The 26,810-nt window shown below is 39.7% G+C and carries 30 protein-coding genes and 1 pseudogene; 22 read left to right on the top strand and 9 right to left on the bottom strand.

Annotated elements, in window-relative coordinates; translation table 11 throughout:
• Window positions 1–8: 8 nt before the first annotated feature.
• From pepT to ECA1_RS06670, 4 genes are all read left to right on the top strand, one after another.
• On the top strand, window positions 9–1,241 hold the full coding sequence (pepT, locus tag ECA1_RS06685) for a peptidase T (protein WP_005226010.1): 1,233 nt from the start codon (window positions 9–11) through the stop codon (window positions 1,239–1,241).
• Window positions 1,242–1,340: 99 nt separating this feature from the next.
• Complete coding sequence (locus ECA1_RS06680) at window positions 1,341–2,249, top strand: diacylglycerol/lipid kinase family protein (RefSeq protein WP_060792040.1); 909 nt, start codon at window positions 1,341–1,343, stop codon at window positions 2,247–2,249.
• Between the two features lie 33 nt (window positions 2,250–2,282).
• Window positions 2,283–2,555, top strand: a complete 273-nt coding sequence (locus tag ECA1_RS06675) for a DUF1294 domain-containing protein (RefSeq protein WP_060792039.1) — start codon at window positions 2,283–2,285, stop codon at window positions 2,553–2,555.
• 27 nt (window positions 2,556–2,582) lie between these two features.
• The gene (locus tag ECA1_RS06670) at window positions 2,583–3,614 is read left to right on the top strand and encodes a lysylphosphatidylglycerol synthase transmembrane domain-containing protein (protein ID WP_005231344.1); all 1,032 of its coding nucleotides are present in this window, start codon (window positions 2,583–2,585) and stop codon (window positions 3,612–3,614) included.
• Window positions 3,615–3,652: 38 nt separating this feature from the next.
• On the opposite strand, the gene ECA1_RS06665 is transcribed toward ECA1_RS06670, so the two are convergent.
• Complete coding sequence (locus ECA1_RS06665) at window positions 3,653–5,179, bottom strand: ABC-F family ATP-binding cassette domain-containing protein (protein ID WP_034857779.1); 1,527 nt, start codon at window positions 5,177–5,179, stop codon at window positions 3,653–3,655.
• A gap of 309 nt (window positions 5,180–5,488) precedes the next feature.
• Between ECA1_RS06665 and clpB the strand changes: the two genes are divergently transcribed.
• The 4 genes and pseudogenes from clpB (at window position 5,489) to lepB (ending at window position 11,486) form a co-directional block, all read left to right on the top strand.
• On the top strand, window positions 5,489–8,092 hold the full coding sequence (clpB, locus tag ECA1_RS06660; protein ID WP_060792038.1) for an ATP-dependent chaperone ClpB: 2,604 nt from the start codon (window positions 5,489–5,491) through the stop codon (window positions 8,090–8,092).
• A gap of 167 nt (window positions 8,093–8,259) precedes the next feature.
• Window positions 8,260–9,800: pseudogene (locus ECA1_RS06655) on the top strand (ABC transporter permease/substrate-binding protein).
• Entirely contained in the window at window positions 9,797–10,750 is a 954-nt protein-coding gene (locus ECA1_RS06650) for an ABC transporter ATP-binding protein (protein WP_060792037.1), read from the top strand. The pseudogene ECA1_RS06655 and the gene ECA1_RS06650 overlap by 4 nt, the downstream one beginning before the upstream one ends.
• Window positions 10,751–10,916: 166 nt before the next feature.
• The gene (gene lepB / locus ECA1_RS06645; protein WP_060792036.1) at window positions 10,917–11,486 is read left to right on the top strand and encodes a signal peptidase I; all 570 of its coding nucleotides are present in this window, start codon (window positions 10,917–10,919) and stop codon (window positions 11,484–11,486) included.
• A gap of 61 nt (window positions 11,487–11,547) precedes the next feature.
• On the opposite strand, the gene ECA1_RS06640 is transcribed toward lepB, so the two are convergent.
• The 4 genes from ECA1_RS06640 to ECA1_RS06625 form a co-directional block, all read right to left on the bottom strand.
• Complete coding sequence (locus ECA1_RS06640; RefSeq protein ID WP_005226019.1) at window positions 11,548–11,733, bottom strand: hypothetical protein; 186 nt, start codon at window positions 11,731–11,733, stop codon at window positions 11,548–11,550.
• Between the two features lie 276 nt (window positions 11,734–12,009).
• Window positions 12,010–12,675, bottom strand: coding sequence for a DUF2238 domain-containing protein (locus tag ECA1_RS06635; RefSeq protein ID WP_016609503.1), 666 nt, complete (start codon window positions 12,673–12,675; stop codon window positions 12,010–12,012).
• Window positions 12,676–13,161: a nucleoside 2-deoxyribosyltransferase gene (locus tag ECA1_RS06630; RefSeq protein ID WP_010748216.1), complete on the bottom strand. Its 486-nt coding sequence runs from the start codon at window positions 13,159–13,161 to the stop codon at window positions 12,676–12,678.
• Between the two features lie 51 nt (window positions 13,162–13,212).
• Entirely contained in the window at window positions 13,213–14,427 is a 1,215-nt protein-coding gene (locus ECA1_RS06625; RefSeq protein WP_005226022.1) for a GNAT family N-acetyltransferase, read from the bottom strand.
• A gap of 145 nt (window positions 14,428–14,572) precedes the next feature.
• Between ECA1_RS06625 and lepA the strand changes: the two genes are divergently transcribed.
• Window positions 14,573–16,408, top strand: a complete 1,836-nt coding sequence (lepA, locus tag ECA1_RS06620) for a translation elongation factor 4 (RefSeq protein WP_005226023.1) — start codon at window positions 14,573–14,575, stop codon at window positions 16,406–16,408.
• Between the two features lie 109 nt (window positions 16,409–16,517).
• On the opposite strand, the gene ECA1_RS06615 is transcribed toward lepA, so the two are convergent.
• The 4 genes from ECA1_RS06615 to ECA1_RS06600 all read right to left on the bottom strand — a co-directional run bounded on the left by ECA1_RS06615 (window position 16,518) and on the right by ECA1_RS06600 (window position 20,402).
• Window positions 16,518–17,669 (bottom strand): site-specific integrase, encoded by a 1,152-nt coding sequence (locus tag ECA1_RS06615; RefSeq protein WP_060792035.1) that lies wholly within the window; start codon window positions 17,667–17,669, stop codon window positions 16,518–16,520.
• Window positions 17,670–17,879: 210 nt separating this feature from the next.
• Window positions 17,880–19,493 carry an SIR2 family protein gene (locus ECA1_RS06610; protein WP_060792034.1) on the bottom strand — a complete coding sequence of 538 codons (1,614 nt, stop codon included), beginning with the start codon at window positions 19,491–19,493 and terminating at the stop codon, window positions 17,880–17,882.
• Window positions 19,494–19,592: 99 nt separating this feature from the next.
• The gene (locus ECA1_RS06605; protein WP_370447893.1) at window positions 19,593–20,072 is read right to left on the bottom strand and encodes an ImmA/IrrE family metallo-endopeptidase; all 480 of its coding nucleotides are present in this window, start codon (window positions 20,070–20,072) and stop codon (window positions 19,593–19,595) included.
• A gap of 3 nt (window positions 20,073–20,075) precedes the next feature.
• The gene (locus tag ECA1_RS06600) at window positions 20,076–20,402 is read right to left on the bottom strand and encodes a helix-turn-helix domain-containing protein (RefSeq protein ID WP_060792033.1); all 327 of its coding nucleotides are present in this window, start codon (window positions 20,400–20,402) and stop codon (window positions 20,076–20,078) included.
• Between the two features lie 168 nt (window positions 20,403–20,570).
• Between ECA1_RS06600 and ECA1_RS06595 the strand changes: the two genes are divergently transcribed.
• The 13 genes from ECA1_RS06595 to ECA1_RS06535 all read left to right on the top strand — a co-directional run bounded on the left by ECA1_RS06595 (window position 20,571) and on the right by ECA1_RS06535 (window position 26,772).
• The gene (locus ECA1_RS06595) at window positions 20,571–20,795 is read left to right on the top strand and encodes a helix-turn-helix transcriptional regulator (RefSeq protein ID WP_060792032.1); all 225 of its coding nucleotides are present in this window, start codon (window positions 20,571–20,573) and stop codon (window positions 20,793–20,795) included.
• Window positions 20,792–21,046 carry a hypothetical protein gene (locus tag ECA1_RS06590; RefSeq protein ID WP_060792031.1) on the top strand — a complete coding sequence of 85 codons (255 nt, stop codon included), beginning with the start codon at window positions 20,792–20,794 and terminating at the stop codon, window positions 21,044–21,046. Before ECA1_RS06595 ends, ECA1_RS06590 begins: the two co-directional genes overlap by 4 nt.
• A gap of 63 nt (window positions 21,047–21,109) precedes the next feature.
• Window positions 21,110–21,637: a helix-turn-helix domain-containing protein gene (locus ECA1_RS06585; RefSeq protein WP_060792030.1), complete on the top strand. Its 528-nt coding sequence runs from the start codon at window positions 21,110–21,112 to the stop codon at window positions 21,635–21,637.
• A gap of 2 nt (window positions 21,638–21,639) precedes the next feature.
• Window positions 21,640–21,888 carry a hypothetical protein gene (locus ECA1_RS06580; protein ID WP_060792029.1) on the top strand — a complete coding sequence of 83 codons (249 nt, stop codon included), beginning with the start codon at window positions 21,640–21,642 and terminating at the stop codon, window positions 21,886–21,888.
• A 2-nt stretch (window positions 21,889–21,890) separates the two neighbouring features.
• Window positions 21,891–22,082 carry a hypothetical protein gene (locus tag ECA1_RS06575; RefSeq protein WP_060792028.1) on the top strand — a complete coding sequence of 64 codons (192 nt, stop codon included), beginning with the start codon at window positions 21,891–21,893 and terminating at the stop codon, window positions 22,080–22,082.
• A 151-nt stretch (window positions 22,083–22,233) separates the two neighbouring features.
• The gene (locus ECA1_RS06570; protein ID WP_060792104.1) at window positions 22,234–23,175 is read left to right on the top strand and encodes a YqaJ viral recombinase family nuclease; all 942 of its coding nucleotides are present in this window, start codon (window positions 22,234–22,236) and stop codon (window positions 23,173–23,175) included.
• Between the two features lies 1 nt (window position 23,176).
• A complete protein-coding gene (locus ECA1_RS06565) occupies window positions 23,177–24,088 on the top strand; it encodes a recombinase RecT (protein WP_060792027.1) in 912 nt (303 codons plus the stop codon).
• A gap of 38 nt (window positions 24,089–24,126) precedes the next feature.
• Window positions 24,127–25,032 carry a Lin1244/Lin1753 domain-containing protein gene (locus ECA1_RS06560; RefSeq protein ID WP_060792026.1) on the top strand — a complete coding sequence of 302 codons (906 nt, stop codon included), beginning with the start codon at window positions 24,127–24,129 and terminating at the stop codon, window positions 25,030–25,032.
• A complete protein-coding gene (locus ECA1_RS06555; RefSeq protein WP_172462572.1) occupies window positions 25,029–25,454 on the top strand; it encodes a RusA family crossover junction endodeoxyribonuclease in 426 nt (141 codons plus the stop codon). The genes ECA1_RS06560 and ECA1_RS06555 overlap by 4 nt, the downstream gene beginning before the upstream one ends.
• A gap of 12 nt (window positions 25,455–25,466) precedes the next feature.
• Window positions 25,467–25,742, top strand: a complete 276-nt coding sequence (locus ECA1_RS06550) for a hypothetical protein (protein WP_060792024.1) — start codon at window positions 25,467–25,469, stop codon at window positions 25,740–25,742.
• A gap of 47 nt (window positions 25,743–25,789) precedes the next feature.
• On the top strand, window positions 25,790–26,062 hold the full coding sequence (locus ECA1_RS17560; protein WP_060792023.1) for a hypothetical protein: 273 nt from the start codon (window positions 25,790–25,792) through the stop codon (window positions 26,060–26,062).
• A 38-nt stretch (window positions 26,063–26,100) separates the two neighbouring features.
• On the top strand, window positions 26,101–26,310 hold the full coding sequence (locus tag ECA1_RS06540; RefSeq protein ID WP_060792022.1) for a hypothetical protein: 210 nt from the start codon (window positions 26,101–26,103) through the stop codon (window positions 26,308–26,310).
• A 261-nt stretch (window positions 26,311–26,571) separates the two neighbouring features.
• Entirely contained in the window at window positions 26,572–26,772 is a 201-nt protein-coding gene (locus ECA1_RS06535; RefSeq protein WP_034872015.1) for a hypothetical protein, read from the top strand.
• The last annotated feature ends 38 nt before the right edge of the window (window positions 26,773–26,810 follow it).

Here is a 26,810-nt window from a genome sequence, read left to right as displayed (position 1 = left end):
AATCTTTTATGTACGAAAATTTATTGCCTCGCTTTTTAAAATATGTCAAAACAGAAACTCGCTCAGATGCGACAAGCACCACAACACCTTCCACCCAAACACAGGTCGCGTTTGCTAAAGAACTGCAAAAAGAACTTGAAGAATTAGGATTAAGCGATGTTCATTACAATGAATCCAATGGTTTCGTGATCGCAACATTACCAAGTAACGTCGATCATGACGTGCGCTCCATCGGTTTTATCGCCCATATGGATACCGCCGATTTTAATGCAGAAAATGTTGATCCGCAGATCATCGAAAATTACGATGGCGAATCGACCATTAAATTAGATAAAGAAGGAAAATACACATTAAACACAAAAGATTTTCCGAATTTAAAAAATTATGCTGGCGAAACCTTGATCACTACTGATGGTACCACTTTATTAGGTTCTGATGATAAGTCAGGTATTGCAGAAATCATGACAGCCATGGAAATTTTATTGAAAAACCCAACGATCAAGCATGGGGAAATCAAAGTCGCATTTGGACCTGATGAAGAAATTGGTGTTGGTGCCGATAAATTCGATGTGGAAGATTTCAATGTTGATTTTGCCTATACAATGGATGGCGGTCCAGTAGGAGAATTGCAATACGAAACCTTCAATGCGGCGCAAGCTGAAATTACGATCCAAGGAAAGAATGTCCACCCTGGAACAGCTAAAGACACCATGATCAACGCCTTGCAACTAGCAGTCGATTTTCAAAATGCGCTACCTGCTGATGAAGTTCCTGAGAAAACCGAAGGGACAGAAGGGTTCTTCCATTTGATGAGCCTTAGTGGTTCAGTAGAAGAAGCGAAAATGGCATACATTATTCGAGATCATGACCGGAGTCGTTTCGAAGAAAGAAAAGCACAATTATTAGCGGTTCAAGAAAGCTTGAATGCCCGCTTTGATGAACCACGAGTGCACGTTCATCTATATGATCAATACTACAACATGAAAGAAATCATCGAAAAAGATATGAGCATCATTGATTTAGCGAAAGATGCGATGAAAGCAGTTGGAATCACACCGATGACAGAACCTGTCCGTGGTGGGACGGATGGCTCGAAAATCTCCTATCTAGGGATTCCAACCCCGAATATCTTTGCTGGTGGAGAAAATATGCATGGACGTTATGAGTTCGTCTCACTACAATCAATGATGAAAGCGACCGATGTGATCGTGAAAATCGCCGAACTGAATGCGCAAGCATAGCAGCAGCTTCTTCATTGAAAGAAAAGAACAACTTTAGGGCTGGGAACTCTTCACGCAGGTCTTGCGTAAGGCCCGGCCTTTTATTAGGATGTGAATAGGATGAAAATTCTCGTATTATACAACGATACAGCGGGGAAAAGTGAAGCAAAAGAAACAGCAGAAAAATTCCAAGCCTATGTGAACGAACAAGGCGATGAGCATCAAGTGTTTTTACAAGCCTCAAATCCCGATGTTGACCCTGAGGATGTTAAAGAGGCAGCCAAGAAACATGCGGTCGATACGATTGTTATTATTGGTGGGGATGGAACGATCCATCATGGGCTGCAAACATTCAAAGAAAAGCTGGATGAGCTGAAGATCGGGATCATTCCTGGAGGAACGGTAAATAACTTCGCTCGAATGTTAGGTATACCAGTCAAGCCAGAAGAAGCGTTTGAGAATATTTTAACAGGGGTTGAACGTCCGATCGATTATGGGATGGTCAATGATCAAGTAATGATCTCGACGATGACCATTGGTCTTTTGGCAGATACAGCAGCAGCAACTTCCCAAGAAGAAAAACAACAGTACGGTCCGATGGCGTTTATGAAACGGTTCATTCATCTGTTGATCAAAAAGAAACAATACAAATTGGAAGTCATCGCTGACGAACGGAAATGGCAGGGGAAAAGTCAATTACTGACGATCGTCATGTCGAATTCAGCAGGTGGGTTTAAGAACTTTGATGAAGAAGCAAAACCTGACGATGGCTTGTTCCATGTTATTCTTTTGCCAAAATTGAATATTTTACGGTTTATTTTGTATTTGCCAAGAATTATTCGGGGTAGAATTGCCAAAGTACCAAGTGTTGAATATTTCACTGCCGCAAAGGTCTCGATCAAGGCGAAAGAAAAAACGGTTCATACTCGGACCGACGGCGATCCAACGGATGATCTGCCAATCGAGATGAAAGTCATCAAGCATGGGTTGACGATGTTGGTACCTGAGGAAGCACAAGAATCAAAATAATGGTCCCTACGATCAATCATATGGAGGAAATGGATGGATGCACTGATTTACAATCCATTGTGGTTTTATTTAATTGCAGTCAATCTTTATCTTTTCTGTCTGATGGGTTATGATAAATATCAGGCAGTAAAACAAGGTTGGCGGGTTCCCGAAGCAAATCTCCTTTTTATGGGGGCGATCGGCGGCGGATTAGGCGGTTTGATCGCGCAAAGCGTGTTTCGCCACAAAACAAGAAAGAAGAAGTTTTATTTCTTTTTTGCTTTCGGCACCGTTTTTGCTATCCTGCTGATGGTCTTTTTTGCATAAATTCGGTTTAACAAGCAAGGAGTTAATATGAAAACTAAAGTGAAGTTCGCCCTTAATTTACTTTTACTAGTAGGCATTCTGGGTGTGATGTATTTTTTTGTCCGTAACTCTATGATGGAAATTTTAGCGGGGCTAAGAGAGACCAGCTTTCTCGTCGTCTTACTGGTTATGGGGCTTGGCACATTGTACCTAGTGATTGAAGGACGAACAGTTAAAGAGATCGCAGTGACTTTTCAACCGGAATTCACCACCAAGGCGGGGTTTCTAACCGTCTGTTACAGTGGGTTTTATCGGATCGTGACGTTTGGCGCGGGCACCTTGATCTCAGAGGTGAATTTTTATCGTAAAAATGGTTTGCAGTTGTCACAAGGGGTTGGGGTCACCACCTTACACATGGTGATGTATAAGTTTGCCATATTGACTTATGCGATCGCTGGGTTGATCATTCAATTCTCGTTATTTTATGACAATGCGCCGAATATGATTTGGGTGATATTGGCGGGGATCGTACTCGTCTTTTTGATCATTGCCGCTTTATTGGCACTTTCTGTCAGTATCAACATTCAAGTCTTTTTTGTGATCGTCAGTAATAAGCTGTTCAAAAGTGCGACATTAAGAGGAATCGTTGACAAATGCAACACCCAGATCTATTCTTTGCGAGAAACGGTCAATGCGATCATTACCGACCGCACCGCTTTCTTACGCATCTACCTTTGGAATCTTTTGAAGATGCTGCCTTGGTACGTGATCCCTTATGTGATTCTTGTCGTGCAGCACCCAGAGATCGATTTCTTGTTGACGTTATCCTTCATCAGCTTTGCCGTCGTCTTGTCCGGGGTGATTCCAACACCGGCAGGGATCGGTTCCTTTGAATTTATTTATATGCTGCTTTTTGGTCCATTAGTCGGCACAGTCGATGCAGCATCTTCTATGCTGTTGTATCGCTTAGCGACATTCATTTGGCCCTTCATTATTGGTTTTGCATATGTAATGAAAGAAAAGCGCAAAGACATTAGCCAAGAGCTGACAGAGCTTAGAAAAGAAAAAGTGGAAAGTTAAAAAAACGCTTATCTTCGAGTAGAGGATAAGCGTTTTTTTTAGTCTTTCAAATCAATGATCCGATCAACAAAGGATTCATAGAATTCAGCTTCATGGGAAACGATCAGAACGGTTCCGGGAAAAGCTGCCAGGGTTTCTTCCAAATTGTTTTTCGTGTCTTGATCGATATGGTTGGTCGGTTCATCAAGAATCAAAAAGTTGCTTTTGATCAGCATCATTTCAGCTAACTTCACTTTTGTCTGCTCGCCACCACTTAATAATTTCAATTCCTCTTGAGCAAGCTGGCTAGGTAATCCCGCACGAGAAAGTTGTCGTCGCAATTCTTTGTTGGTTGCCTTTGGGAAAAGATCCTCGAGGTATTGCAGAGGCGTCTGTAATGGATACTCCCAGTCAAGATCTTGAGAAAAGTAATTAAACTTTGTATGCTGTGGGTAAGAAACGGTTCCTTCAATTGCAGGGATCACACCAAGTATTGTTTTGATCAACGTCGATTTACCGATCCCATTAAATCCCCGAATCGCAATTTTTTCGCCATAGCGGATCGTTAGGTTGATTGGCGATAGTAAAGGCTTTTGGTCATAACCGATCACTAGATTGGTCGTCTCTAATGCCAAGGTCGTAACGATCGGTGCCAAATCAAATCCTAGATGCGGTTTAGGGACATCTTGGGGTGGGGTCAAACGTTCGATTTTTGCCAACTGTTTTTCACGACTCTTTGCCATTGTGGAACGAGAACCAGCTTTGTATTTACGGATATAGCTTTCGGTTTTCTTGATATGCTCTTGTTGTGCTTCGTATTGCTTCATATAACTTTCATTTTGCAGCGTTTTTAGCTTTAATGCTTTGTCTAAATTCCCCGTATACTTAGAAAGCTTGCCAAATTCGATATCAATGATATGGGTCGTGATTTCATTCAAAAATTGACGATCATGAGAAACGACTAAGTAGGTACCAGTAAAGTCCTGTAAAAACTCAACCAGCCATTTGATATGCTCATCATCTAAGTGGTTGGTCGGTTCATCTAAAATCAGCATGTCGGGTTTTTCTAGCAGCATTTTTGCTAAGATCAATTTTGAGCGTTGACCACCACTTAAGGAAGCAAGGGGAGTATCCATGCCGAGAACCGAAATACCTAATCCTTCTGCTAAATCATCGATCAATGTATCCATTTGGTAGAAATTTCCTTGATCCAATTGATTTTGCAATTCACCGGCTTTTTCTAAAAGCTTATCGTCAAGACTTTCGCCATAAGCAGTATAAAGATTTGCGATCTGTTGTTCTTTTTCGAAGTCTTCTGCAAAGGCAGAGCGCAAAAAATCACGGATCGATTGCGTTTCATCAACATTGACATATTGATCCAAATAGCCCATTTTCAAATTTTTCGGAAATTGAACAAAGCCATCGTCTGGGAGAATTTCTCCTGTAATGATTTTGATTAAAGTACTTTTGCCGGCGCCGTTCCGTCCAATCAACCCGACTTTTTCTCCACGGTTGATTTGAACGGAAACATCTTCGTAAAGCAATTTGTCGCCAAATTGTTGGCTAATATTTGTTAATGTTAACATCGTTTCCTCCATATAAAAAAGCTGTAAACAGTAGACGTTACAGCTAAGTAGATAATCTTACTGAATAACTATCGCCAAAGAGCGATCAAAAGGATCAGGAAAATCGATTGTTCCTGACCAATCAGGACCTAGCATACCATTGCGGCTTCCTATCTGTCAATTTTCATGAAAGAATACTGAAAAAAATCTTGATCTTCGAGGGAAATCTTTTGACCATTACTGACCAATATTGTATAATAGAAGAGTAGAAAAAAGGATGCTGCTTGCAGTGTACTAATTTTTCTGACTACCATTTTGGGAGGGAAAAGTATGAACCCAGAAAAAATGACGACTACATTACAGAGTGCCATCGCGGAAGCACAGCAGATTGCCATGACGCGTCACCACCAAGAAATCGATATTCCGCATTTATGGAAGATTTTATTGCAAGCCAATCAATTCGGCCGCAATTTTTATACGGATACAGGTCTTGATGTCGATGCATTTGAAAGAGAAGTCGACCAGCTACTAGATGAACTGCCTTCGGTTGAAGGAGGAAATGTTCGTTATGGTCAATCCATGAGTCAAAATCTGTTTCATCTTTTGTCTGAGGCAGATCAATTAAAAAATGAATTTCAAGACGAGTATCTTTCCACAGAAATCGTCCTTTATGCGTTGATGAAATTGAAAAATCATCCATTGACGGTGTATTTAAAGAAACAAGGAATCACCGCGAAAGAAATCAAGCAAACGATCGAAACATTAAGAGGAGGGGATCGTGTGACCTCACAAAATCAAGAAGAACAATACAAAGCATTAGAAAAATACGGCGTTGACTTGGTCCAACAAGTCCGCAGCGGAAAAATGGACCCCATTATCGGACGAGACGAAGAAATTCGCGACGTGATTCGCATCCTTTCTCGGAAAACAAAAAACAATCCCGTTTTGATTGGTGAACCGGGGGTTGGTAAAACAGCCATTGTTGAAGGATTGGCTCAACGGATCGTGCGAAAAGACGTCCCAGAAAACCTAAAAGACAAAACGATCTTTTCTCTGGATATGGGTGCCTTGATCGCAGGTGCCAAGTTCCGAGGTGAATTCGAAGAGCGTTTGAAAGCCGTCTTACAAGAAGTGAAAAAAGCCGATGGACGGATCATTCTCTTTATTGATGAGATCCACAATATTGTAGGTGCTGGTAAGACGGAAGGCAGCATGGATGCTGGAAACTTACTAAAACCAATGCTGGCAAGGGGAGAATTGCATACGATTGGCGCAACCACCCTTGATGAATACCGTCAATACATGGAAAAGGACAAAGCCTTGGAACGTCGTTTCCAAAAAGTGTTGGTACAGGAACCAACCGTTCAAGATACGATTTCGATTTTACGTGGCTTGAAAGAACGGTTCGAGATCCATCATGGCGTCAATATCCATGACAATGCGCTTGTTGCTGCTGCGACCTTATCTGATCGGTATATCACGGACCGCTTTTTACCAGACAAAGCCATCGATTTGATCGACGAAGCAAGTGCCACGATTCGGGTAGAAATGAATTCGATGCCTACCGAGCTCGATCAGGTCACTCGACGTTTGATGCAATTGGAGATCGAAGAAGCCGCACTGAAAAAAGAATCTGATGATGCATCGAAAAAACGTTTAGGCATTTTACAAGAAGAATTGGCGGAATTGCGTGAAGAAGTCAATACCATGAAAATGCAGTGGGAAACGGAAAAAGAAGAAGTCAATGCAGTTTCCAATAAACGGGCAGAGATCGATAAAGCCAAGCATGAGTTGGAAGATGCTGAAAATAACTATGATTTGGAACGGGCAGCTGTTCTTCGTCATGGGACGATTCCACAACTGGAAAAAGAACTCGCTGAATTGGAAGAAAAAAACCAAGACGAAGGCATTCGGATGGTTCAAGAGTCAGTGACAGAAAATGAGATCGCCTTAGTCGTGGGCCGCTTGACAGGAATCCCTGTTGCGAAATTAGTGGAGGGCGAACGAGAAAAACTGTTGAAATTAAATGAGACCTTGCATCAACGAGTGATTGGACAAGACGAGGCAGTCGATGCCGTCAGTGACGCAGTCATTCGTTCCCGAGCTGGTCTGCAAGATCCAAATCGACCATTAGGTTCCTTCTTGTTCTTAGGACCGACCGGCGTCGGTAAGACCGAATTAGCGAAAGCGTTAGCGGTCAACCTCTTTGACTCTGAAGAGCATATGGTTCGGATCGATATGAGCGAATACATGGAAAAACATTCGGTGTCTCGTTTGGTCGGTGCCCCTCCAGGCTATGTTGGATTTGAAGAAGGCGGACAATTGACCGAAGCCGTTCGACGCAATCCATACACGATCGTCTTATTGGATGAGATCGAAAAAGCCCATCCAGATGTATTCAATATCTTATTGCAAGTGCTTGATGATGGCCGTTTGACAGACTCAAAAGGACGCGTCGTTGATTTCAAAAATACTGTCTTGATCATGACTAGCAACATTGGCTCTCAAGTCTTGCTAGATGGCGTGACTGCAGAAGGGACGATCCCAGAAACTGTTGCAGAAACTGTCCGTAATCTCTTGAGAGGCCATTTCAAACCAGAATTCTTAAATCGGATCGACGATACGATTTTATTCACACCGCTTAGTCTAAGCGATGTGACAGGCATCGTCGACAAGATCATCGCACAGCTTTCACAACGACTGGAAGTCCAAGATATACTGTTGACGATCACTGAAGAAGCCAAACGCTGGATCGCTGAAAATGCTTATGAGCCAGCGTATGGTGCGCGACCTCTCCGTCGGTTTATCACAAGAGAAGTCGAAACCCCATTGGCAAAAGAAATCGTTGCTGGCAGAGTCTTACCAAAGACCCAAGTCACGATCGAATTATTGAACGATCAGCTGGTTTTTGAAAATACGCCAATGACCGAGTAATAAAAAGAGAACAAATGAATAAATACAAAACGATGGTTGCCATTTCATTGGCAGCCATCGTTTTTTTGTCTCTCAACATATGACAAAAAAGTTCTCCTTGCTTGTTGTTTGGAGGAAATTCGCACTTCGATTATACTGTTCTTATGGAGTAGGAGAGGAATGAAAAGATGAATACTTTTTTTGAAACGTTGAATGAGCGAAAAGGGGAATTGCTGACAGCTGTCTTTGAACATTTGTCATTGTCGATCATTGCGCTGCTCGTGGCGATCGTTATTGCTGTTCCTTTAGCTATTTGGCTGGTTAATCATAAACGGGCAGCGGAAGTCGGCCTACAAATAACGAGTGTGTTACAGACGATTCCATCACTGGCACTGTTAGGTTTATTGATCCCATTCGTGGGGATCGGAACGCCACCTGCATTGATCGCACTAGTTATTTATGCGTTATTGCCGATCTTTCAAAATACCTATATTGGCCTTTCGGAGATCGATCCATCAATCGAAGAAGCTGCTGCGGCATTTGGTATGTCTCGGATGCGCCGATTGATCAAAGTCGAGTTGCCGATTGCTTTGCCTGTCATAATTTCTGGGATTCGCACGGCGCTGGTCTTGATCATCGGAACAGCGACCTTAGCCGCTTTGATTGGCGCTGGCGGGTTAGGTTCCTTTATTTTGTTAGGGATCGATCGAAATGCGCCTGAGTTAACGTTGATTGGTGCGATCGGGTCTGCCTTGTTGGCGATTGTTTTCAGTACCCTGATCCGTTACCTGCAACATTTAAAACCGCGCTATACCTTGATCACGTTGGCAGCAATCATCTTGCTGATTGGTGGGGTTTCCTTTTCACAAAGCGGATTTTTCGCTCCCAAAACCATTACCATCGCAGGAAAACTAGGATCTGAACCAGATATCTTGATCAACATGTACAAAGAATTGATTGAACAAGAAGACCCTGATGCCCAAGTTGAACTAGAGCCAAATTTTGGAAAAACCTTTTCTTATTCAGCGCATTGGACAATGGTCAAGTTGATATATATCCAGAGTTTACTGGTACCGTGTTGGAGAGCTTAGTTGAGGTACCAGAAGAGCTTGCGAGTCAAAACCTTGACTCCGACGAAACCTATACCGAAGCAGTCAATCTATTGAAGGATCAGTTTGAGATGACCTTGCTTCAGCCGATGGCGTATCAAAATACCTATGCATTGGCTGTCAAAAAAGAATTTGCTGAGGAAAATGGACTAACCACGATCTCTGATTTGAAGAAAATCGAAAATCAAATCAAAGCTGGCTTCACCCTCGAATTCATTGATCGGACGGACGGATATGCGGGGATCCAAGAACTTTATGGGCTAGATTTTCCAAGTGTCCAAAGTATGGAACCAGCATTGCGTTACCAAGCCATCAATAATGGTGATATCAATCTACTGGATGCCTATTCCACGGACAGTGAATTGCGTCAATATGGCTTAGTTATTCTAGAAGACGATCAGGAATTATTTCCACCTTATCAAGGAGCGCCTTTGATGAAAGAAGCCTTTGCCGAGGAACATCCAGAAGTCGTCCGTGCATTGGAAAAGTTGGCAGGGAAAATCACCGAAGAACAAATGAGTGAAATGAATTATCAGGTCAATGTCGAAGGAAAAAATCCAGCAGAAGTCGCACGTACCTTCCTGATAGATGAAGGATTAATTAAGGAGGGACAAGAATGACACCAATTATTGAATTTAAAAACGTCAGTAAAAAGTTTGATCAAAAACTAGTGATCGATCAATTAGATCTGAGTATCAATAAAGGAGAAATCTTTGTTTTGGTTGGTCCTTCTGGGAGTGGGAAAACGACGACTTTGAAGATGATCAACGCGTTGTCAGAACCGACAGATGGTGATATTTATTTCAAAGAAAAACGCATCAAAGAATACAATATTCAAAAGATGCGTTGGCAAATGGGGTATGTTCTCCAACAAATCGCTCTGTTTCCGACGATGGATGTCAAACAAAATATCGAAGTGATCCCAGAGATGTTAGGGTGGTCAAAAAAAGATCGCTCAGAAGCCGTGGATCGTTTGCTGACACAGGTCAAACTTGACCCAGAGCAGTACCGTCATCGAATGCCGAAAGAATTGTCTGGTGGAGAACAGCAACGGATCGGGATCTTGCGCGCGTTAGCTGCCAATTCCGAAATCATTCTGATGGACGAACCCTTTAGTGCCCTTGATCCAATTTCTCGTAATTCTTTACAGGATCTAGTCCTCGATCTGCACAAAGAGCTTGGGACGACGATTATTTTTGTCACGCATAACATGAAAGAAGCGGTAAAACTAGGGACGCGCATCGCTGTGATGAATCAAGGGAAGATCGTTCAATGCGATACACCAGAAGTCATCGTTTCACAACCGAAGACCGCTTTTGTGAAAAGCTTCTTTGAAGAAACCGGGGAAGATGAAGCGAAACTGGTCACAGCAGGAGATTTGATACGGATGAACTTTTTCAGCAATGACATCAATCAAGCTGACCCTAAAATTGCGGCATCTACGCCATTAAATGAGTTGTATACCTTATTTGCGCGTCATGATACGCTTGTAATCGAAGAAAACCAACAACTGATAGGGAGTTTACGTCGAAAAGATGTGTTTGCTTTCTTGAGTCGTGATCGAATGTAAACGATTCTTTTCTCAACGAGAAATATCATAAATTTTATAAAATCGATGATTTCTCTTGCTCAAAGCAAAAATTCCACGTAAGATTGAGGAAGATATCTTTTGTCAAAATGGCAGAACAAGCTTTCGCTGATGACAAAAGATGCAGTAAAGGAGCGAAAGAGCAGCTATGGTAAAAATCCTCAAAGAAAATTGGTTACTGCTTTTCTTTATCGTCGCCGTGGTTCTCATCCGTCTGTTTGTCCTGACCCCTGTTCAAGTCAGTGGCCATTCTATGGACCCGACGTTGGCAGATAAACAGCGTTTGATTGCATCAAAAATCTCCTCCTATGACCGACAAGACATCGTAATATGTGTTGAACCAGATGATCCAAGTAAAATCGCTGTCAAGCGGTTGATTGGTTTACCCGGTGATACCATCGAGATGAAAGATGATGTCCTAACGATCAATGGAGAAGTATACGAAGAACCCTATTTAGATGAGTTTAAAGAGAAATTTGCAGACGATCAATTACAAGACGAATATTCTTATCGCGAAATGTTTCAGCAAATCGCGGCTGGTGCCGAACACTTTACCGATGATTTTACGGTAACGGTTCCTGAAGGCAGCTATTTTGTGATGGGAGACAATCGTTTGATCTCTAGAGACAGTCGCAGTTTCGGGGTTGTAACGGAAGATCAAATGGAAGGGAAAGTGCTGCTGCGCTTTTGGCCATTGAATCAAATCAAACTATTTTAATCAAAAGAAAAAACATTCTTGCCAGTGCAGCGAAAACGATCGCAACTGGCAAGAATGTTTTTTAGATGACCCAAGCGACAAATGCAACCATAGAAAAGAACATTGTCCAAACCGCAATAATAGCTGATGCAATAAAAATAATTTTGATTGATAAAGGTTGGACAAATTTTCGGGCATCTTTAGAGAACGCATAGGTGATCGATGAAAAAATCAAGCAGCATAAAATAAAAAACACTGTTAGAACCATAAGCCTCTCCTTTACTGACGCAACGTCAAATGAATAATGTAATTATAACAGACCATGGTTTTTTGGGGAAATAAAAATGATTAAACGAGGGAATTTTTTTGTAGTTGTAATCGTTTTACAGGGAAATGTAAGAAAGGTCAAACCTTGATAGACAGCGAATCTATAAAAATAAGATGTGTTATTTAAGTATTTTTATAAATTTTTCTTTATGAATAAAAGAACAAAAGAAAAAAGCTGGTTGAAAAACGCTGGTTTCAACAAGCTCTTAAAGGTCGTTTATGATAATTTTTTAATCCGATAACTTTCAAAGTAATCAGGTTTGCCTCGACCTTGCACATACGCGATCACGCCCATCAAGGCAGCACCAATCGTGTTGGTCAGTAAATCACCCATCGTATCCATCAATGCTTCACGACCGATAAACGGGGTGCCATCTAAGGTTGCATAACGTTGGAGATTCATTCCACCAACGGAATCGCAGATAAATTCCCAAAACTCCCAGAAGATACCACACAAGCCGGCAAAAGCAAAGCCCATCAATAAGAATAACCAGGGAGAGACGTTTGAAACTTTGACTTCTTTCAGTAGCAGACAGATCAATCCATAGCCGACAGCCGTCAAGACCATTGGACTTACCGCATGCAGAATTTTATCCCAGAAAGCAATGGTTTCGATCAAATGTAAGATCGTCCCCATAAATACAGAGATCAGCAAGAAAAACCAATAAAAGTAGACGGTGGCATTTGGTAGCTGGATTTTCAAGAACTTTTTACTCATTTCTGGGACAAAGATCAATAAAATCCCAAGCAAGGCTTGGGCGAGGAAAATCAATCCTTGTGTTTGCGGATAGACCCCACGGAAGAATTCCCACAAAGAAAAACAAAACACGAGAACACCGAAAATAGTGAATACCTTTTGCAGTCGCTGATAATTTTGCCCCATTTAGTTGTCCTCCGAAAGATAGTCGGCTAAGCCAGCTAAAAGGGCTGCTTCAGAGGAGTAAATCTCCCCGTTTAGCTTGATCAAACCCACCGTATAAAGATTGACATAGTGGAATTGGTTTTCCGCAACGGTTTGTAATGCTGCCAGCTTTTGCTGATTGTCGGCACCTTGTTGGCGACTATCCGTATAAAGCCCTAAAACAGGAATGCCTTTTGCATAAGCGACACCGATCTCAGAGGCAACCCCAGCATCGATGGTCAAACCATCCAGCAATGCGATCATCAAATCACTTTCCAGCACTTTTTCAGTATCTGCCAAAGCGATCATTTTGCTATCCGCATAGGCGGATTTATCATTGATCGCGGCATTTTCTTGAGGTAAATAAATCTCCAGCTGCGGATACTGCTGACGAATCGACGCAACAAGTTCGGCGTTGTAGCGCAGGTCACTAGCAGCAAACAGGGGAGCAGCAAAATATAGTTTCATTCAAAAACACTCCTTAATCATTCATAGTTGTACATTTTGTTGATTCGTTGTTTAGAAATAATCGCTGAAATAGGCTTCCATATCAGGGATGATCGATTCCAGTAATGCCAGTGTTTCTGAATCGGTATTTAGCCGTTCCACACGCTCTAAGTAAGCTGGGCGGCGGTAATTCATCAACAGACAAGACAATGTCTGAATATCCAGCTGGACCGCTTTTCCGATAGCTTCTCTTGAAACCACGATCTCCCCGTGATTGTATTGGACACCGAAGATCCCGTTGTTCCAATCGGCAACTGGGTCGGAAACAACAAAGTGAAAAGGTGTTTGGAAGGCTTCAAATGGGAAGTTTTTCAAAAACTGTTCAACATCGACGATCCGCGCCATGTAATAAGGCTCTATGGTTTCTTTGATTTGGCTATCGTCCAAGTAGAAGGACAGGGGTTCATTTGAATATATGTCTCCTTTGACCCAATAAACCATTGAGAAATGGGCAGAGATAAAATTCCAAAGACCATTGCGGGCTTCTTGATTCAAGTAGAACATTTCCTTTACATGGAAGACTTCTTCGGCTACCCAATAAAAAAGTACACCAGTCGGATGACCACTGGCATTGTAATAAACAGCCGCGGTGCGCTCTTCTTCATTTTCATAGCGCCAATACTCTTCCCAGTGAAAAGAGGTCCGCTGCAAGGCACCATGGTTGTCGCGGGAGAATTGGTTGTAGACAGTAAAGACATCAGGATCATCCACTTCTTTGCGCTCTACGATCCCAGGGACTTCTTTGGTTTTCGGAAGCTGGGTATCACGAATTTTGAAGGTCAGCTTGTCGGACATGATCTCCCAGCCTTTGCGACGATAGTAGGGCACATTATAAGGGTAAAGGTAGGAGATCCATTGCTGATCTTCCCGCATCGTTTCTAAGGCAAGCTTGATCAAGTCTTTCATCAGGCCATGTCCGGCATATTCTGGGTAGGTCCCAACACCGGTCACTCCGCCCATTTTGATCAATTTGCCGTGTATATTGACTTCACAAGGATAAACGGCGATTTGCGAGATCAACTTGTCTTCATTGAACCAGCCAAAGACCTTGGAAAGCTCTAAGATCGGGCGCTTAGATTTGATCATTTCCCGTTTGCTCTCATAGCCGCTTTCTTCAATATCCGATTCAGTGATCTGAAAAACATAGCTTAACAGTTCGTTGAACTGATCAACGTCTTTTTCTTCCACCGCTCGAATATGTAGATTTTGATGAAAATTATTGTCCATTCTTTCAACTCCAATTTATTTGCTAGCTCTAGTATAGCAAAACCTGAATGAATATGTCTAAATAACGGTTAAGAAAAATACTTTATCTATTGGCGTTTCGTTGGTATAATAGAAAAGCTGACTAAAAGAAATGAGGAACGTATCCATGAACATAGAAGAAATGAAAAAACGACAGGAGAAGATTCGTAATTTCTCCATTATCGCCCATATCGACCATGGGAAATCAACATTGGCGGACCGTATTTTGGAACAAACCCATACGGTGACGTCACGAGAAATGCAAAACCAACTATTAGACTCCATGGATCTTGAACGTGAACGAGGAATAACAATCAAATTAAATGCCGTGGAACTTAACTATACCGCCAAAGACGGCGAAACCTACATCTTCCATTTGATCGACACCCCAGGGCACGTCGATTTCACCTATGAAGTTTCCCGCAGTTTGGCTGCTTGTGAAGGCGCCGTGCTCGTCGTTGATGCAGCTCAAGGGATCGAAGCACAGACATTGGCAAACGTCTACTTGGCGTTAGACAATGATTTAGAGATCCTACCAGTCATTAATAAAATAGACTTGCCAGCTGCCGATCCTGAGCGAGTACGAACAGAGATCGAAGATGTGATCGGTATCGATGCCAGTGAAGCTGTTTTAGCAAGTGCCAAAGCAGGTATTGGGATCGAAGACATTTTGGAACAAATTGTTGAGTATGTCCCAGCTCCAGCAGGTGATATTGAAGCACCGCTAAAAGCGTTGATCTTTGACTCCGTGTACGATTCCTATCGTGGGGTGGTCTTAAACGTCCGCATCATGGACGGGATGGTCAAACCTGGAGATAAAATCAAAATGATGAGCAATGGCAAGACCTTTGATGTTACGGAAGTTGGTGTCTTTTCACCAAAAGCCATTCAACGAGATGCGTTGATGGTGGGCGATGTTGGGTATATCACTGCTGCCATCAAGACCGTTAAAGATACCCAAGTCGGGGATACGGTGACATTAGCCAACAATCCAGCAGAAGAAGCCTTAGCTGGTTATCGTCAAATGAATCCGATGGTTTATTGCGGATTGTACCCAATCGATACTTCACGCTACAACGACCTTCGAGAAGCATTGGAAAAATTACAATTGAATGATGCAGCATTGCAATTTGAACCAGAAACCTCTCAAGCATTAGGATTTGGGTTCCGTTGCGGCTTCTTAGGCCTATTACACATGGATGTCGTGCAAGAACGGCTAGAACGTGAATTTAACCTTGAGTTGATTACGACTGCACCATCCGTAATCTATCATGTCAACAAGACAGATGGCTCAATGGTCGTCGTTGATAACCCGGCAGAATTTCCTGAACCAGTCACGATCGAAAACGTACAAGAACCTTACGTCAAAGCACAAATCATGGTGCCTAATGATTACGTCGGTGCTGTAATGGAATTGTCCCAACGCAAACGGGGAGACTTTGTCACAATGGATTACTTGGATGATTATCGTGTAAACGTCGTTTATGAGATCCCACTATCGGAAATCGTCTTTGATTTCTTTGATAAATTGAAATCCAGCACCAAAGGCTACGCATCACTGGATTACGAAATGTCTGGTTACCGCACCAGCAAGCTAGTGAAGATGGACATCTTGCTGAATACTGAAAAAGTCGATGCGTTAAGCTTTATCGTTCACCGTGACTTTGCTTATGAACGCGGTAAAGCCATCGTTGAAAAACTGAAAAAACTGATCCCACGACAACAATTTGAAGTACCGATCCAAGCAGCCATCGGACAAAAAATCGTTGCGCGTTCTGACATCAAAGCCTTGCGTAAAAACGTATTGGCGAAATGTTACGGCGGTGACGTTTCTCGAAAACGCAAACTCCTAGAGAAACAAAAAGAAGGGAAGAAGCGGATGAAACAAATCGGCTCCGTCGAAGTACCGCAAGAAGCCTTCATGGCTGTTCTGAAAATGGATGAGGATGAACCGAAGAAGTAATAAGGGTTTGTTTGAAAATATTTGATAATAAAATCTAATTTTCATTTTTTATTCGCCCATTTGTCGCCCTAATTTATTTTAGGGCGACATTTTTTATGAAAACTAAATTCTAATTTGATGATCTTCTTAGTCTTTGGGCGAATATATCGACAGCTTCTGTTCTCATTTTTTTCGTTACATGGACGTATTTATCCATGGTAGTTGAAATTCTGGAATGGCCAAGTCTTTCTTGTACTATTTTAGGCTTTACACCATCCTCCAAAAGCATAGTGGCATGTGTGTGTCTAAGGGAATGAAAGTTGAAATCGAATCCTAATTCTTTTTTTACTTTTCCACTATGCCATTTGATTGAATTCGGTGTGACAGGTTCACCGTTTTCCTTAGTGCAAACAAATTGACTATCAAAATAGTATTTTCCATGACGGAGTTTATTCTCAGACTGACGCTTGCGAACTCTCTTTAATTCTTGGAGCAAAATATCATCTATTGCTATTGTTCGAAAACTAGATTGCGTTTTTGGTGTTCCTAACTGTATGCCATGTTTATCTTGAAGCATGATGCGATCCACAGTCAGTGTTTGATCCTCAAATGAAATATCGGACCATTGGAGACCGCAAACCTCACCGCGGCGTAATCCAGTATGAAACCCGATCATTAGTGGTAGATGAAAGGGGCTAGAAGGTGGATTGCTATCCAATATAGCCTGATACTGCTCCATGGTTATTATTTTCATATCATCCCGATTTTGCTTAGGTTTATTTTCAAAAGCTGGCATCTCAACGTAGATCATGGGATTGCTATTGATTGCTTGCCAAGGATAAACGGCTCTCTTAAAGGCACCTTTCAAAACAGTAAAGATAATTTCAACTGAATGTTTAGCAAGTGGAGTACTAAACCCATTTGGTAATTTATTTACCAATTCTTGTAATCTTGCGGGCCCAATAGAACTGAGATAATACTTACCAATTTCTGGTTTTATGTATTTGTTAACCGCATTCTGATAATTTTTCTGAGTATTGTATTTTAACTTCTTTTCAACATAGTTTTCCATCCAGTAGTCAAAGTAATCAGAAACACTCATTTCCTTAATATCAACTTTTCCTCCATCTTTATAAAGGTTTAAAGCCTCTCTTAGTTTTTCTTGTGCTTCTGTTTTTGTATTCCATCCGCCTTTTTGTATACGTTGGCGTTTGCCCCCAACTTTTGCCATTTCTATTACATAATGCCATTTACCACCGATTTTTCGTACATGTCCATTCATAACAAGTCCTCCTTAAAACCTGATTTGTATATAAATACGCTAGAAATATACAAACATATGTTCTTTTGTGTTGAAAAAGAAAAGCCCGAAGGCGATTGTGTTAATATCTAGCAATAACTTGATAAAAAAAATATTTCGTGATAATATAATGAAAAAATAAGGAGCACTGTCACTATCTAAGTATTAGGTACGGAGACAGCGCTCTATTTTTTATATTTCGCCATGTGTTAAAACATCCCACATAATAAAGAGTTTTCTATAAGATGACTTTATCAACCCATCTTTGGTTTTTCGTGCTTTATAAAATTTTATAAAATTTGGTAGTGCTTCTGTTTTTACATAGTTTGAAAACTCATCATAATTAAATTGATCAGCATTGAAAGTTATTAAATCTATCTTTTTGTTCAAAGGACCTGAAAGATCCATGATTGAATCAATTGAATCAAAATATTTTCTGTTAGAATTATTAATTGTTTTTTTTATAGAGTCCATCTTTGTGTGTTTCAATTCGTTTATTTTGTCATTAATTCTATCAATTTCCCAGTTTTCAAGATTCGAAGTTTCTAAATCTATTTGATTATAATGCTTTATAAAAGGGTTTTTCGTGATTTTTCCTTCTTTTGCAACAAATCTGATGGCATTTTCAGGTAAAATTTCATTTTTTTGAAGAATATAATCTTCCAGGTATGTTATCGGCGTAGGATTAACAAAAACATGTTTAGTATCTCCTAACGCTAAGACGATAGGTTTTCCTTGATCTATTTGATCAGAGATATTGTCAAGTTCTAATGGAGAAAGTAGAACAGCATCTAAAGAACCTTTTTGACCAGAAGCTAAAACTAATTTCTTAATTACTGAGTTGAATTTTCTTACCTCATAAGGGGTTAGACCTTCATCAATTTGTGCTAGATTTTTAAAAATCTCTTTAAAATTATCCGTCAGTATGTGAGTGTAAGACATATTACTATCTCTATCTAATATTTGTTTCTCATCTAATGATTTTTCATCTTTTTTAAACTCTATAACTAGGATTCTATTAGCAGTTTTTCTTAAATCTTCATTAGGTATTTGAGAAGAAAAATCTGAAAGCAGCTTAACGATATTTCTATCTGTAAGAGAATAACCCAAGAAAATTATAGGAGAATGAATCATATTACTTAGTAATTTTGCGCTAATCAATATAGAGTTTTTGTCATACTCGTTATAGTCATCTTTATCAATAATCAAAGACGATGAATCTGATAAGCTACCGTGTACTTTATACAATTCTCCCCAATCTTCATAAGGATCAAAAAAACCTTTTTGACCAATAAAAACTTTGGCAGGACTATTTCTTTTATATAAAATATCCTCTATAAAAGTGTCGTAATTAGTAGTTACTATTATTTTAGAATTTACTAACAAGTCACAGAAATAATCAAATTCCTCCTGATCTATATCGTCGGATAATTCATAGTTTGAAAATTTATTTGCTATCGCGTATTTAAATGGATCAATCGTTTTTTCAAATACATCTTTAGAACTTAAATTCGGTATAGTAATTGATCCATCTCTAAAAGCTTTGTTATATAAAGTATGTATTTCCTTTGCAACTGTAACGTTTACAATGAAATTTTTATCTGCTTCTTTTAAATTAGTAGATAGATTATCTTTAATGCCATTCAAGTGATTATAAAACTCTTCTTTTAAATCTAGTTGAAGCCAAAAAATTTCAAGTAATTCTAACCATGATGGAAAATTTTTCAAATATCTTTTGGATATACCAGACCCAACAAAAATAATAGGATAAGTGTTTTCTTCAATGAACGTTTCAAAAATAGACATAGTGCACCTCATTTCTTGTTATGCTCTATTCCCCTAGACGGAATCGAACCGTCGCCACCAGTAGGGGGGAGAATAAAATGTTGGAAAATTTACATCTTCCTAAAAACTATTAAATGATTTTAAAACTGCTACGGTCCCATCCGCTTGGAATAGGAGAGTGTAGTTGTTTTCTGTTTTAATTCCGTTCCATTTCCTAGCGTACCATTTTACTGCATCTTTAAATGTTACTTCAGATACTTGCAAATGTTCAGCGCATTCCCAAATAGAAACACATCCCGCCTCAAAACAATCTATGATGTCATAAGGTGACACTAGCATCACAGCGCCAATATCACGAGCTTTTTTCTCTTGTTTTTGATTGGTAGGGTTATCTAGATCCGTTATATCACCAACTGAGGTAAGGTAGTGAGCAATTTCTTCAGAAATTGTGGCTGCTAATTCAATTGCTGATTGTCCTGGTCTCAAATATATCGTTTTCCCAATAATTAGCCCATCCTGATGATCTGGCATGCCTTTTTCAAATTTATACGTGAGTTCATCATATTCAGCCATCAAACGTTCAGAAATATTCAAATACATCACCTACTCTTTGTCATGGTCTCTCATCTTAATAAATTTGATGAAGTCTTGTACTTCTTGTTTTTGTTTTTCAGTCAAATCATCATCAACGTGAGTTGCAATTAGGAGATTAGGATCTTTTTTAGTACTCATTGAATCGGTTCTACCGTGCAAGTAGTCAAGGCTGACCTTAAAATAATCTGCTATTTTATTTTGAATATCAACATCAGGGGTACGTCTACCTTGTTCATATGATGAATATGTAGTACGTGCAACTCCCAAAATATCGGCCATTTCAGCTTGGGTTAATTTTTTTTTCTTTCTTAAATCCATAAGTCTATGACCAAACATCTAAGCACCTCCAATGCTTCAATATGTAATAATGATACTACGCAATGCGCGTATGTTAAAACAAAAAATTGAAATGTGTCAAAAAGAATAATTATTTTTTGACATGTGTCAAAATGCGTAGTAATATAAGAGTACGCAATACGACACATTGAAAGGAGAATCATTTTTATGGAAAATTGGTTAACTAAATTGCGTTTGGAAAAAGATCTAACACAAGATGAAGTTGCTCAGTTATCAAACATTCCAAGAACGACTTATTCATCTATAGAGCAAGGGAGGCGGAGACCATCTGTTGAAAAAGCTATGAAAATAGCAGATGCTTTAGATTTTGAATGGACTCTTTTTTTTGAACCTAAACTACGCGAAACGACACGTAAGGAGGTGACGAAATGAAGGACAAACCACAAATGATCAAAGTGAATGTCGACTCGGGATTTCTACCACGCTATGTAGAAATGATTATTCCTGCAATTAAACGCAAGTTTAGTATTTCAATTGGTATTGAAGGCGAACTGTTCATAAACCCTGGCGGTGTCGAAGAAATCATCATTCGTTTTTTAGCTACCGATGAAGTAGCACAGGACATTTATTCCTATATTGACGAAAAATGGCAGTTCGCCTCAACACCAGAACTTGTTGCTTAAGTACATTTTATGGCAGTTCAACTGCTACGAAAATAAATAACTAAATACAAAGGAGATGAAGATATGAGCGTAAATGCCATTGAACAGAACATTGCGGCTATCTATCGAAAGGAGGTAGACAAGCAAGCTCTTAATCAAAGGATGATGGCTCAGGATATAAATATTTCTCCACAATTACTGAGTCATGTTTTGAATGGACGTAGATCCATGGGGATTGAGAAGGTTGTAGATATTGCTGAATACTTACAAGATCCAAATGTTGACTTTGAGGTTGCAGCAACGCTATTCCACACACCTAAACCATTAAACAGAAAAAGAAGAGATAATCACCCTTTATCCAAAATGGTTGGGCAAGACAAGGAAGAAATGGAACGAATTGAAGTTGAGAAAAAATTTGAAGTTTGGGATTTGCTTACTATCGAACCGGATGAACTTTCAGATATTGAGATCGATCATCTGAAACTATATTGGTTTGAGCTTAGTGATGAAGTTAGATTGGAATTATCTGTTTTATCATCAATGTGCAATAGATTCGGTTGGGATATGCGAGATATGACTAGGCAGTCAGAAACAAGAGAAAGGAATGATTAGAAATGTTGGTTTACACATTGCCAGAACTAGCCGCTGAGTTTAAGACTAGCAAAGATAATATATACGCTTTAGTAAATCTCGGTGCAATTCAAAGTATTCAATTTAGTACAAATAAAGTGGTCAGCATATATGAAGCTGAAAGGTTCTTAAGGGAAAGTGCTGGAAAGCAGTTTGATCAAGTTATTAAGGAAGCCAAGAGACGAAAAAACTTGGAAAAAATTAGCAATGTAGTAAATCTTAAGGAGGCTTAAACATGAAAAGATCAATCAAAAATACATTCATCGTAACAACTTTATTACTATTTGTAGTAGCATTCTCAGCTATTCACATTGCTGCAGGTTTGACATTAGTTTTCTTATGGGGCTTCGCTAATGTTGTTTATGATTTAGCTGCTAAAGATTACCAAGACAAAGAAAAAAGACTTGCTAGCCGACCAAAGCAATAGCAAGTCAATAAAATATTTGGATAAATATCTTTGTCTCCATTTTAAAACAGAAAAGGAGAAATGACAATGAATTCTTTTGAACAAGCGTTAGACGAGTATTTGACAACTCCCGGATGGGGTCAACCAATTTCAGTTGAGGAGATGACAGATGATGAGTAAATCAACTCTTGAAATGACTCATGACGAATGGTTATTAGATCGCCGAAAGGGTATAGGCGGCTCAGATGTCGCTACAATCCTTGGGTTAAACAAATGGAAGTCACCTTATCAATTATGGCTGGAAAAGACTGGTCAAATCGATTTAGAACACACTGAGAGCGAACCAGCGTATTGGGGAAATGTTCTAGAGGAAGTTGTTGCTAAAGAATTTCAAGAACGAACAGGCAAAAAAGTTCGCCGACGAAATCAGGTATTCGAGCATCCGTTACATCCGTTCCTGCGAGCGAACATCGACAGAGATGTTGTTGGGGAAAATGCTATTTTGGAGTGTAAAACAGCAAATGCCTTTCTAGGTAAGGAATGGGAAGGCGAAGAAGTTCCTCTGAGTTACTTGTGCCAGGTTCAGCATTACATGAATGTTTTAAATAAAAAATATTGTTACATTGCCGTTTTGGTTGGTGGACAAAAGTTCATTTGGAAACGAGTTGATCGTGATCAAGAACTGATTGACATGATCACCGAACGATTAGTTAGTTTCTGGGAGGCAAATGTTTTAGCTGGCAAAGAACCAGAAATAGATGGTAGCGAAGCAACGTCAGACTTTTTAAAAGATCGGTATTCGGAACTTGATGAAACAGAAACCACATTGCCATCTTCATTTGATGATTTAGTTGACCAAAAAAGGGAACTTAAGAAAGCAAAAAAAGAGATTGAAACAGCCATTCGCCAGGTGGATAACGAAATCATAAACGAACTTGGCAAAAGAAATGCGAGTATCGGTATCGCTCCAAAAAACATCGTTTCTTGGAAGTTAGTATCCACTAGAAGAATGAACAGTAAGAAACTTGCTGAAAAATATCCCGAAGTAGCTAAAGACGAAGAAATCTATAACGTTACTGAATCACGAAGACTTACAGAAAAGGAGATCAAATAATATGGCCACAAATGATGCATTAAAGAATCAGTTAGCAGAGAAAAACACCCAGTTAGTCGATCCTTCGAAATTAGGATTCAAAGCACTGATGAGCACGCCTCAAATGAAGAAGAAGTTCACAGATATCCTTCACGAAAAATCAGATTCATTCATGGGATCACTCATGACACTTGTTGGTGGTGATAATTATCTTTCTCAAGCGGAACCAATGACAATTATTGCATCAGCGCTAAAGGCAGCTACTATGGACCTGCCGATTGATAAGAACCTTGGTTATGCATATGTAGTTCCGTTTAATCGATATGAGAAAAAAGGTAAGAATTGGATCACGCACAACGAAGCCCAATTCATTCTTGGATACAAAGGATATATTCAGCTAGCACAAAGAAGTGGGCAATACAAAGCATTGAATGCTTTGGCAATTTATGAAGGTCAACTAATTGACTGGAATCCGCTGACCGAAGAATTTACCTTTGATTATAAAGGTAAGGTATCCGATGAAGTTATAGGTTATGTAGGATTCTTTGAATTACTGAACGGCTTTAAAAAGACAGTTTACTGGACCAAGCAAGAAATTGAGAGTCATCGTATTAAGAATTCAAAAAATAAGGACAAAGAGAAATTAAGCGGGGCATGGGTTGATAATTACGATTCAATGGCCATTAAGACTGTACTGCGAAATCTTTTATCAAAATGGGGATTACTTTCAGTTGAAATGCAAACAGCAATCACTTCAGATGAGAAAGTCTTTCGAGTGGACGAAAACAACGATTTAATTGAAGAAACTGATCTATCGGATATGGAGCCGATGCCACAGGATCTTAAAGAAGCAGAAAAAGTTGTTGATGATCCGGTAACAGATGAAGGACAAGAATCATTGTTTGATACATCAAATCCACCACTAAACCAATAATGAGGGAGTTAAACTCCCTCTGATTAGGAGGAATAAGCGTGGCAAGACCAACGAAGAAAGGTCTTGATTATTTTCCTCTGGATGTCGATTTTTTATCAGATTTAAAAGTTCGAAGAATTATTAAAGCATGCGGTAAAGAAGCCGTTCATATACTGGTCGCCCTGCTGGCTAATATTTATCGTGATGAGGGGTATTACGTTTTGTGGGATGACGACCTTGCGTTCTTAGTGGCTGACGAAGTTGGTACGAAGGAGGGCACAGTTGAAGAACTGGTTAGAAAAGCCGTGCAAGTAAAATTCTTTGATAAAGATATTTTTGATAAATACTCCGTATTAACTTCTAAAGGAATTCAAAACAGATACATTCTAGCCACTAAGGAACGTAAAAAAGTTGAGCTTGAATTTAAGTATTTGCTGACAAATGAAGTTAATCGGTCGAATATCTCGATTAATGGGCGGAATAACTCAGTTAATCAGGGGAATAATCAACAAAGTAAAGTAAAGGAAAGTAAAGAAAAGGAAATAAAAGAAGATGCTACTGCGGGCGAGAGTGCGTCCCTTGAAACTTTCCAAAAATTATGGCTTTTTCCAAATGTTGTACAGGTTGAAGATCTGCTTAATCTGGTGAATATCTATGGCGATGAACTTGTAGAAGCTGCCATTAAACTTGCTGGGAGTAAAGACGTCCCTAAGAATAGAGCTATTAGCTTTTTAACGGCATCTTTGCAGGAATGGGCAGATGCTAACGTTAAAACGATCGATCAAGCGAGGGATTATCAACGAACTAGAGGCGCTAAGAAACAAGGCTATAATCAAAAGCTACTACGTGAGGAAAAACTACCTGATTGGGCTGTAAACGAACAGGGGGAAGAACAGTTATCACCTGAGCGCCAAGCAGAGCTTGATGCAAAACTAGCATTATATCTAAATAAAACGAAGCATTGAAAGGAGCAGATTGCTTGAAAATCGTCATACCGATCACACCAAAGCCTCAATCAAGGCCGAGGTTCACCAAGCATCGTAAGACTCCCTATGAGGAATCAGCGATGAAAGCATACAAAAATGCAGTCAAATACCATGCTATGTCAACAAGGCCGCTGTTAATTGAAAAAGGACCAGTAATTGTTGATGTCTGCTTCTTCGTATATCCACCAGCTTATATCTCAAAAGTAAAGAAAAACAGGACTTTGCTTCAGGACGAGACAATGTACTGCGATAAAAAGCCAGACATTGATAATTATTTCAAAGCAGTGACGGATGCGGTAAACGGCATTTTGTACAAGGACGACGGTCAGATAGCAGTTAGCATCTGCCGTAAAGTATACAGCTTCAATCCTCGAACAGAAATTGAAATTAATCCACTTTAGGAGGGACCATCAATGAGAAGCAGAAGCATTAAAGCGCCATTCGAAGATTTTGGAGAATATGAATCAGCAAATGTTCATGAAAAAGGATCTGTAAAAGTTGGTGAAAGCTACATCTGCACTCCGGGAAGACCTTTTTCAGGTCAGATAAGAGCGCAAGTAAGTCGTATCTACAAGAATTCAGCACGAGTAAGGATCCTCAGCTGTATTGAAGAAAAAGATGATGAAATACAACGAAATCTTAACGATGTGACTGTAGTAAGTCTTAAGAAAATCCACGAAGTCTGCTAGAAACTCAGAAATTTGTTAGTTGAGAATCGGGAGAAAGAAGGCACCTTATGGGAGAAATGGTTGAATACTGGAAAGATGCGAAGCCTTACCTGAAAGAGCGTAGAAAGCAGCATGTTAAGCGCATGGGCGATTCAGCGATAAAAAATATCAAGTCTTTGGGTTTTGAGTTTACCCATTATCCAAATAATCATCAATTTGCGATCAATACGCCAAAAGGCATGATTGATTATTGGGGAACAACTGGTACTTGGATTGATCGGAAATCGAAAAGACGTGGCAGAGGTCTGCATAGTCTGAGGAAATTCGTTAGCGGTCGTTAGTCAGCAATCGGAAGAAATTACCAACTAGGAGGATCATTATGAAAATAGAAAACTCAGCACTACCAGAGAGCGGATACATTGAAAAAGTAATCGATGTTGAAAAATTAGAGAGTGGAAATTATCAAGTGACCGCTCGTGCTTTTCCTACAAGAAAAAGGAAAGTCCAAATTATTACTATGGAATTTTCTCAAAATGGGTTTAATGCATTGGTTGGCTCATTGATGGCTATGTCGCAAGGAAGAGATTAATTCCACTATCCACCAAAATTGTGGAAATAAAAAAACTACCCTAAAAGAGTAGCAACAGAATCATAAATTATTTTTTTTGGAATCTGAAATTCCGTGTTTAACTGCCAATCTGATGATTCCATAAAGCATAAATCCTATAAAAATATACCAAATAAAAGCTAAAAAAGTTCCCAAAGCAATACCCCCTTTTAGGTATTGTAACATATTTTACATTTTACTAAGTCAGTTATCCGACGAAATAGCAGAAAGCGAGGAATGAATGTGAGTGAAAAATCAGAAGTATTTGAGATTATTGATGACAGAATCGAAGCCGTCAAACGAAAAATAGAATACTTTGAACAATTCGGAAATAAATCGAATCAGCAGGAACTTATAAAACATGCTATCAACCTTTCTTGTAAAGAAGTGTTGATATCGTTGAAAAGCGATTTAAATTACGGAGTTTGCTGGAGAATAGAGTAATAAAATTAATTCCGCAATCGTCAGCGATAACGAAAAAA

The organism is Enterococcus casseliflavus NBRC 100478, assembly GCF_001544095.1.
GTDB lineage: Bacteria > Bacillota > Bacilli > Lactobacillales > Enterococcaceae > Enterococcus_D > Enterococcus_D casseliflavus.
The sequence above is the reverse complement of the archived record's forward strand: the minus strand, read 5'-3'. Positions and strand labels throughout refer to the sequence as shown.

Coding starts and splice junctions, on each gene's coding strand:
- pepT (WP_005226010.1), top strand. CDS start 9: ATGTACGAAAATTTATTGCCTCGCTTTTTAAAATATGTCAAAACAGAA.
- ECA1_RS06680 (WP_060792040.1), top strand. CDS start 1,341: ATGAAAATTCTCGTATTATACAACGATACAGCGGGGAAAAGTGAAGCA.
- ECA1_RS06675 (WP_060792039.1), top strand. CDS start 2,283: ATGGATGCACTGATTTACAATCCATTGTGGTTTTATTTAATTGCAGTC.
- ECA1_RS06670 (WP_005231344.1), top strand. CDS start 2,583: ATGAAAACTAAAGTGAAGTTCGCCCTTAATTTACTTTTACTAGTAGGC.
- ECA1_RS06665 (WP_034857779.1), bottom strand. CDS start 5,179: ATGTTAACATTAACAAATATTAGCCAACAATTTGGCGACAAATTGCTT.
- clpB (WP_060792038.1), top strand. CDS start 5,489: ATGAACCCAGAAAAAATGACGACTACATTACAGAGTGCCATCGCGGAA.
- ECA1_RS06650 (WP_060792037.1), top strand. CDS start 9,797: ATGACACCAATTATTGAATTTAAAAACGTCAGTAAAAAGTTTGATCAA.
- lepB (WP_060792036.1), top strand. CDS start 10,917: ATGGTAAAAATCCTCAAAGAAAATTGGTTACTGCTTTTCTTTATCGTC.
- ECA1_RS06640 (WP_005226019.1), bottom strand. CDS start 11,733: ATGGTTCTAACAGTGTTTTTTATTTTATGCTGCTTGATTTTTTCATCG.
- ECA1_RS06635 (WP_016609503.1), bottom strand. CDS start 12,675: ATGGGGCAAAATTATCAGCGACTGCAAAAGGTATTCACTATTTTCGGT.
- ECA1_RS06630 (WP_010748216.1), bottom strand. CDS start 13,161: ATGAAACTATATTTTGCTGCTCCCCTGTTTGCTGCTAGTGACCTGCGC.
- ECA1_RS06625 (WP_005226022.1), bottom strand. CDS start 14,427: ATGGACAATAATTTTCATCAAAATCTACATATTCGAGCGGTGGAAGAA.
- lepA (WP_005226023.1), top strand. CDS start 14,573: ATGAACATAGAAGAAATGAAAAAACGACAGGAGAAGATTCGTAATTTC.
- ECA1_RS06615 (WP_060792035.1), bottom strand. CDS start 17,669: ATGAATGGACATGTACGAAAAATCGGTGGTAAATGGCATTATGTAATA.
- ECA1_RS06610 (WP_060792034.1), bottom strand. CDS start 19,493: ATGTCTATTTTTGAAACGTTCATTGAAGAAAACACTTATCCTATTATT.
- ECA1_RS06605 (WP_370447893.1), bottom strand. CDS start 20,072: ATGTATTTGAATATTTCTGAACGTTTGATGGCTGAATATGATGAACTC.
- ECA1_RS06600 (WP_060792033.1), bottom strand. CDS start 20,402: ATGTTTGGTCATAGACTTATGGATTTAAGAAAGAAAAAAAAATTAACC.
- ECA1_RS06595 (WP_060792032.1), top strand. CDS start 20,571: ATGGAAAATTGGTTAACTAAATTGCGTTTGGAAAAAGATCTAACACAA.
- ECA1_RS06590 (WP_060792031.1), top strand. CDS start 20,792: ATGAAGGACAAACCACAAATGATCAAAGTGAATGTCGACTCGGGATTT.
- ECA1_RS06585 (WP_060792030.1), top strand. CDS start 21,110: ATGAGCGTAAATGCCATTGAACAGAACATTGCGGCTATCTATCGAAAG.
- ECA1_RS06580 (WP_060792029.1), top strand. CDS start 21,640: ATGTTGGTTTACACATTGCCAGAACTAGCCGCTGAGTTTAAGACTAGC.
- ECA1_RS06575 (WP_060792028.1), top strand. CDS start 21,891: ATGAAAAGATCAATCAAAAATACATTCATCGTAACAACTTTATTACTA.
- ECA1_RS06570 (WP_060792104.1), top strand. CDS start 22,234: ATGAGTAAATCAACTCTTGAAATGACTCATGACGAATGGTTATTAGAT.
- ECA1_RS06565 (WP_060792027.1), top strand. CDS start 23,177: ATGGCCACAAATGATGCATTAAAGAATCAGTTAGCAGAGAAAAACACC.
- ECA1_RS06550 (WP_060792024.1), top strand. CDS start 25,467: ATGAGAAGCAGAAGCATTAAAGCGCCATTCGAAGATTTTGGAGAATAT.
- ECA1_RS17560 (WP_060792023.1), top strand. CDS start 25,790: ATGGGAGAAATGGTTGAATACTGGAAAGATGCGAAGCCTTACCTGAAA.
- ECA1_RS06540 (WP_060792022.1), top strand. CDS start 26,101: ATGAAAATAGAAAACTCAGCACTACCAGAGAGCGGATACATTGAAAAA.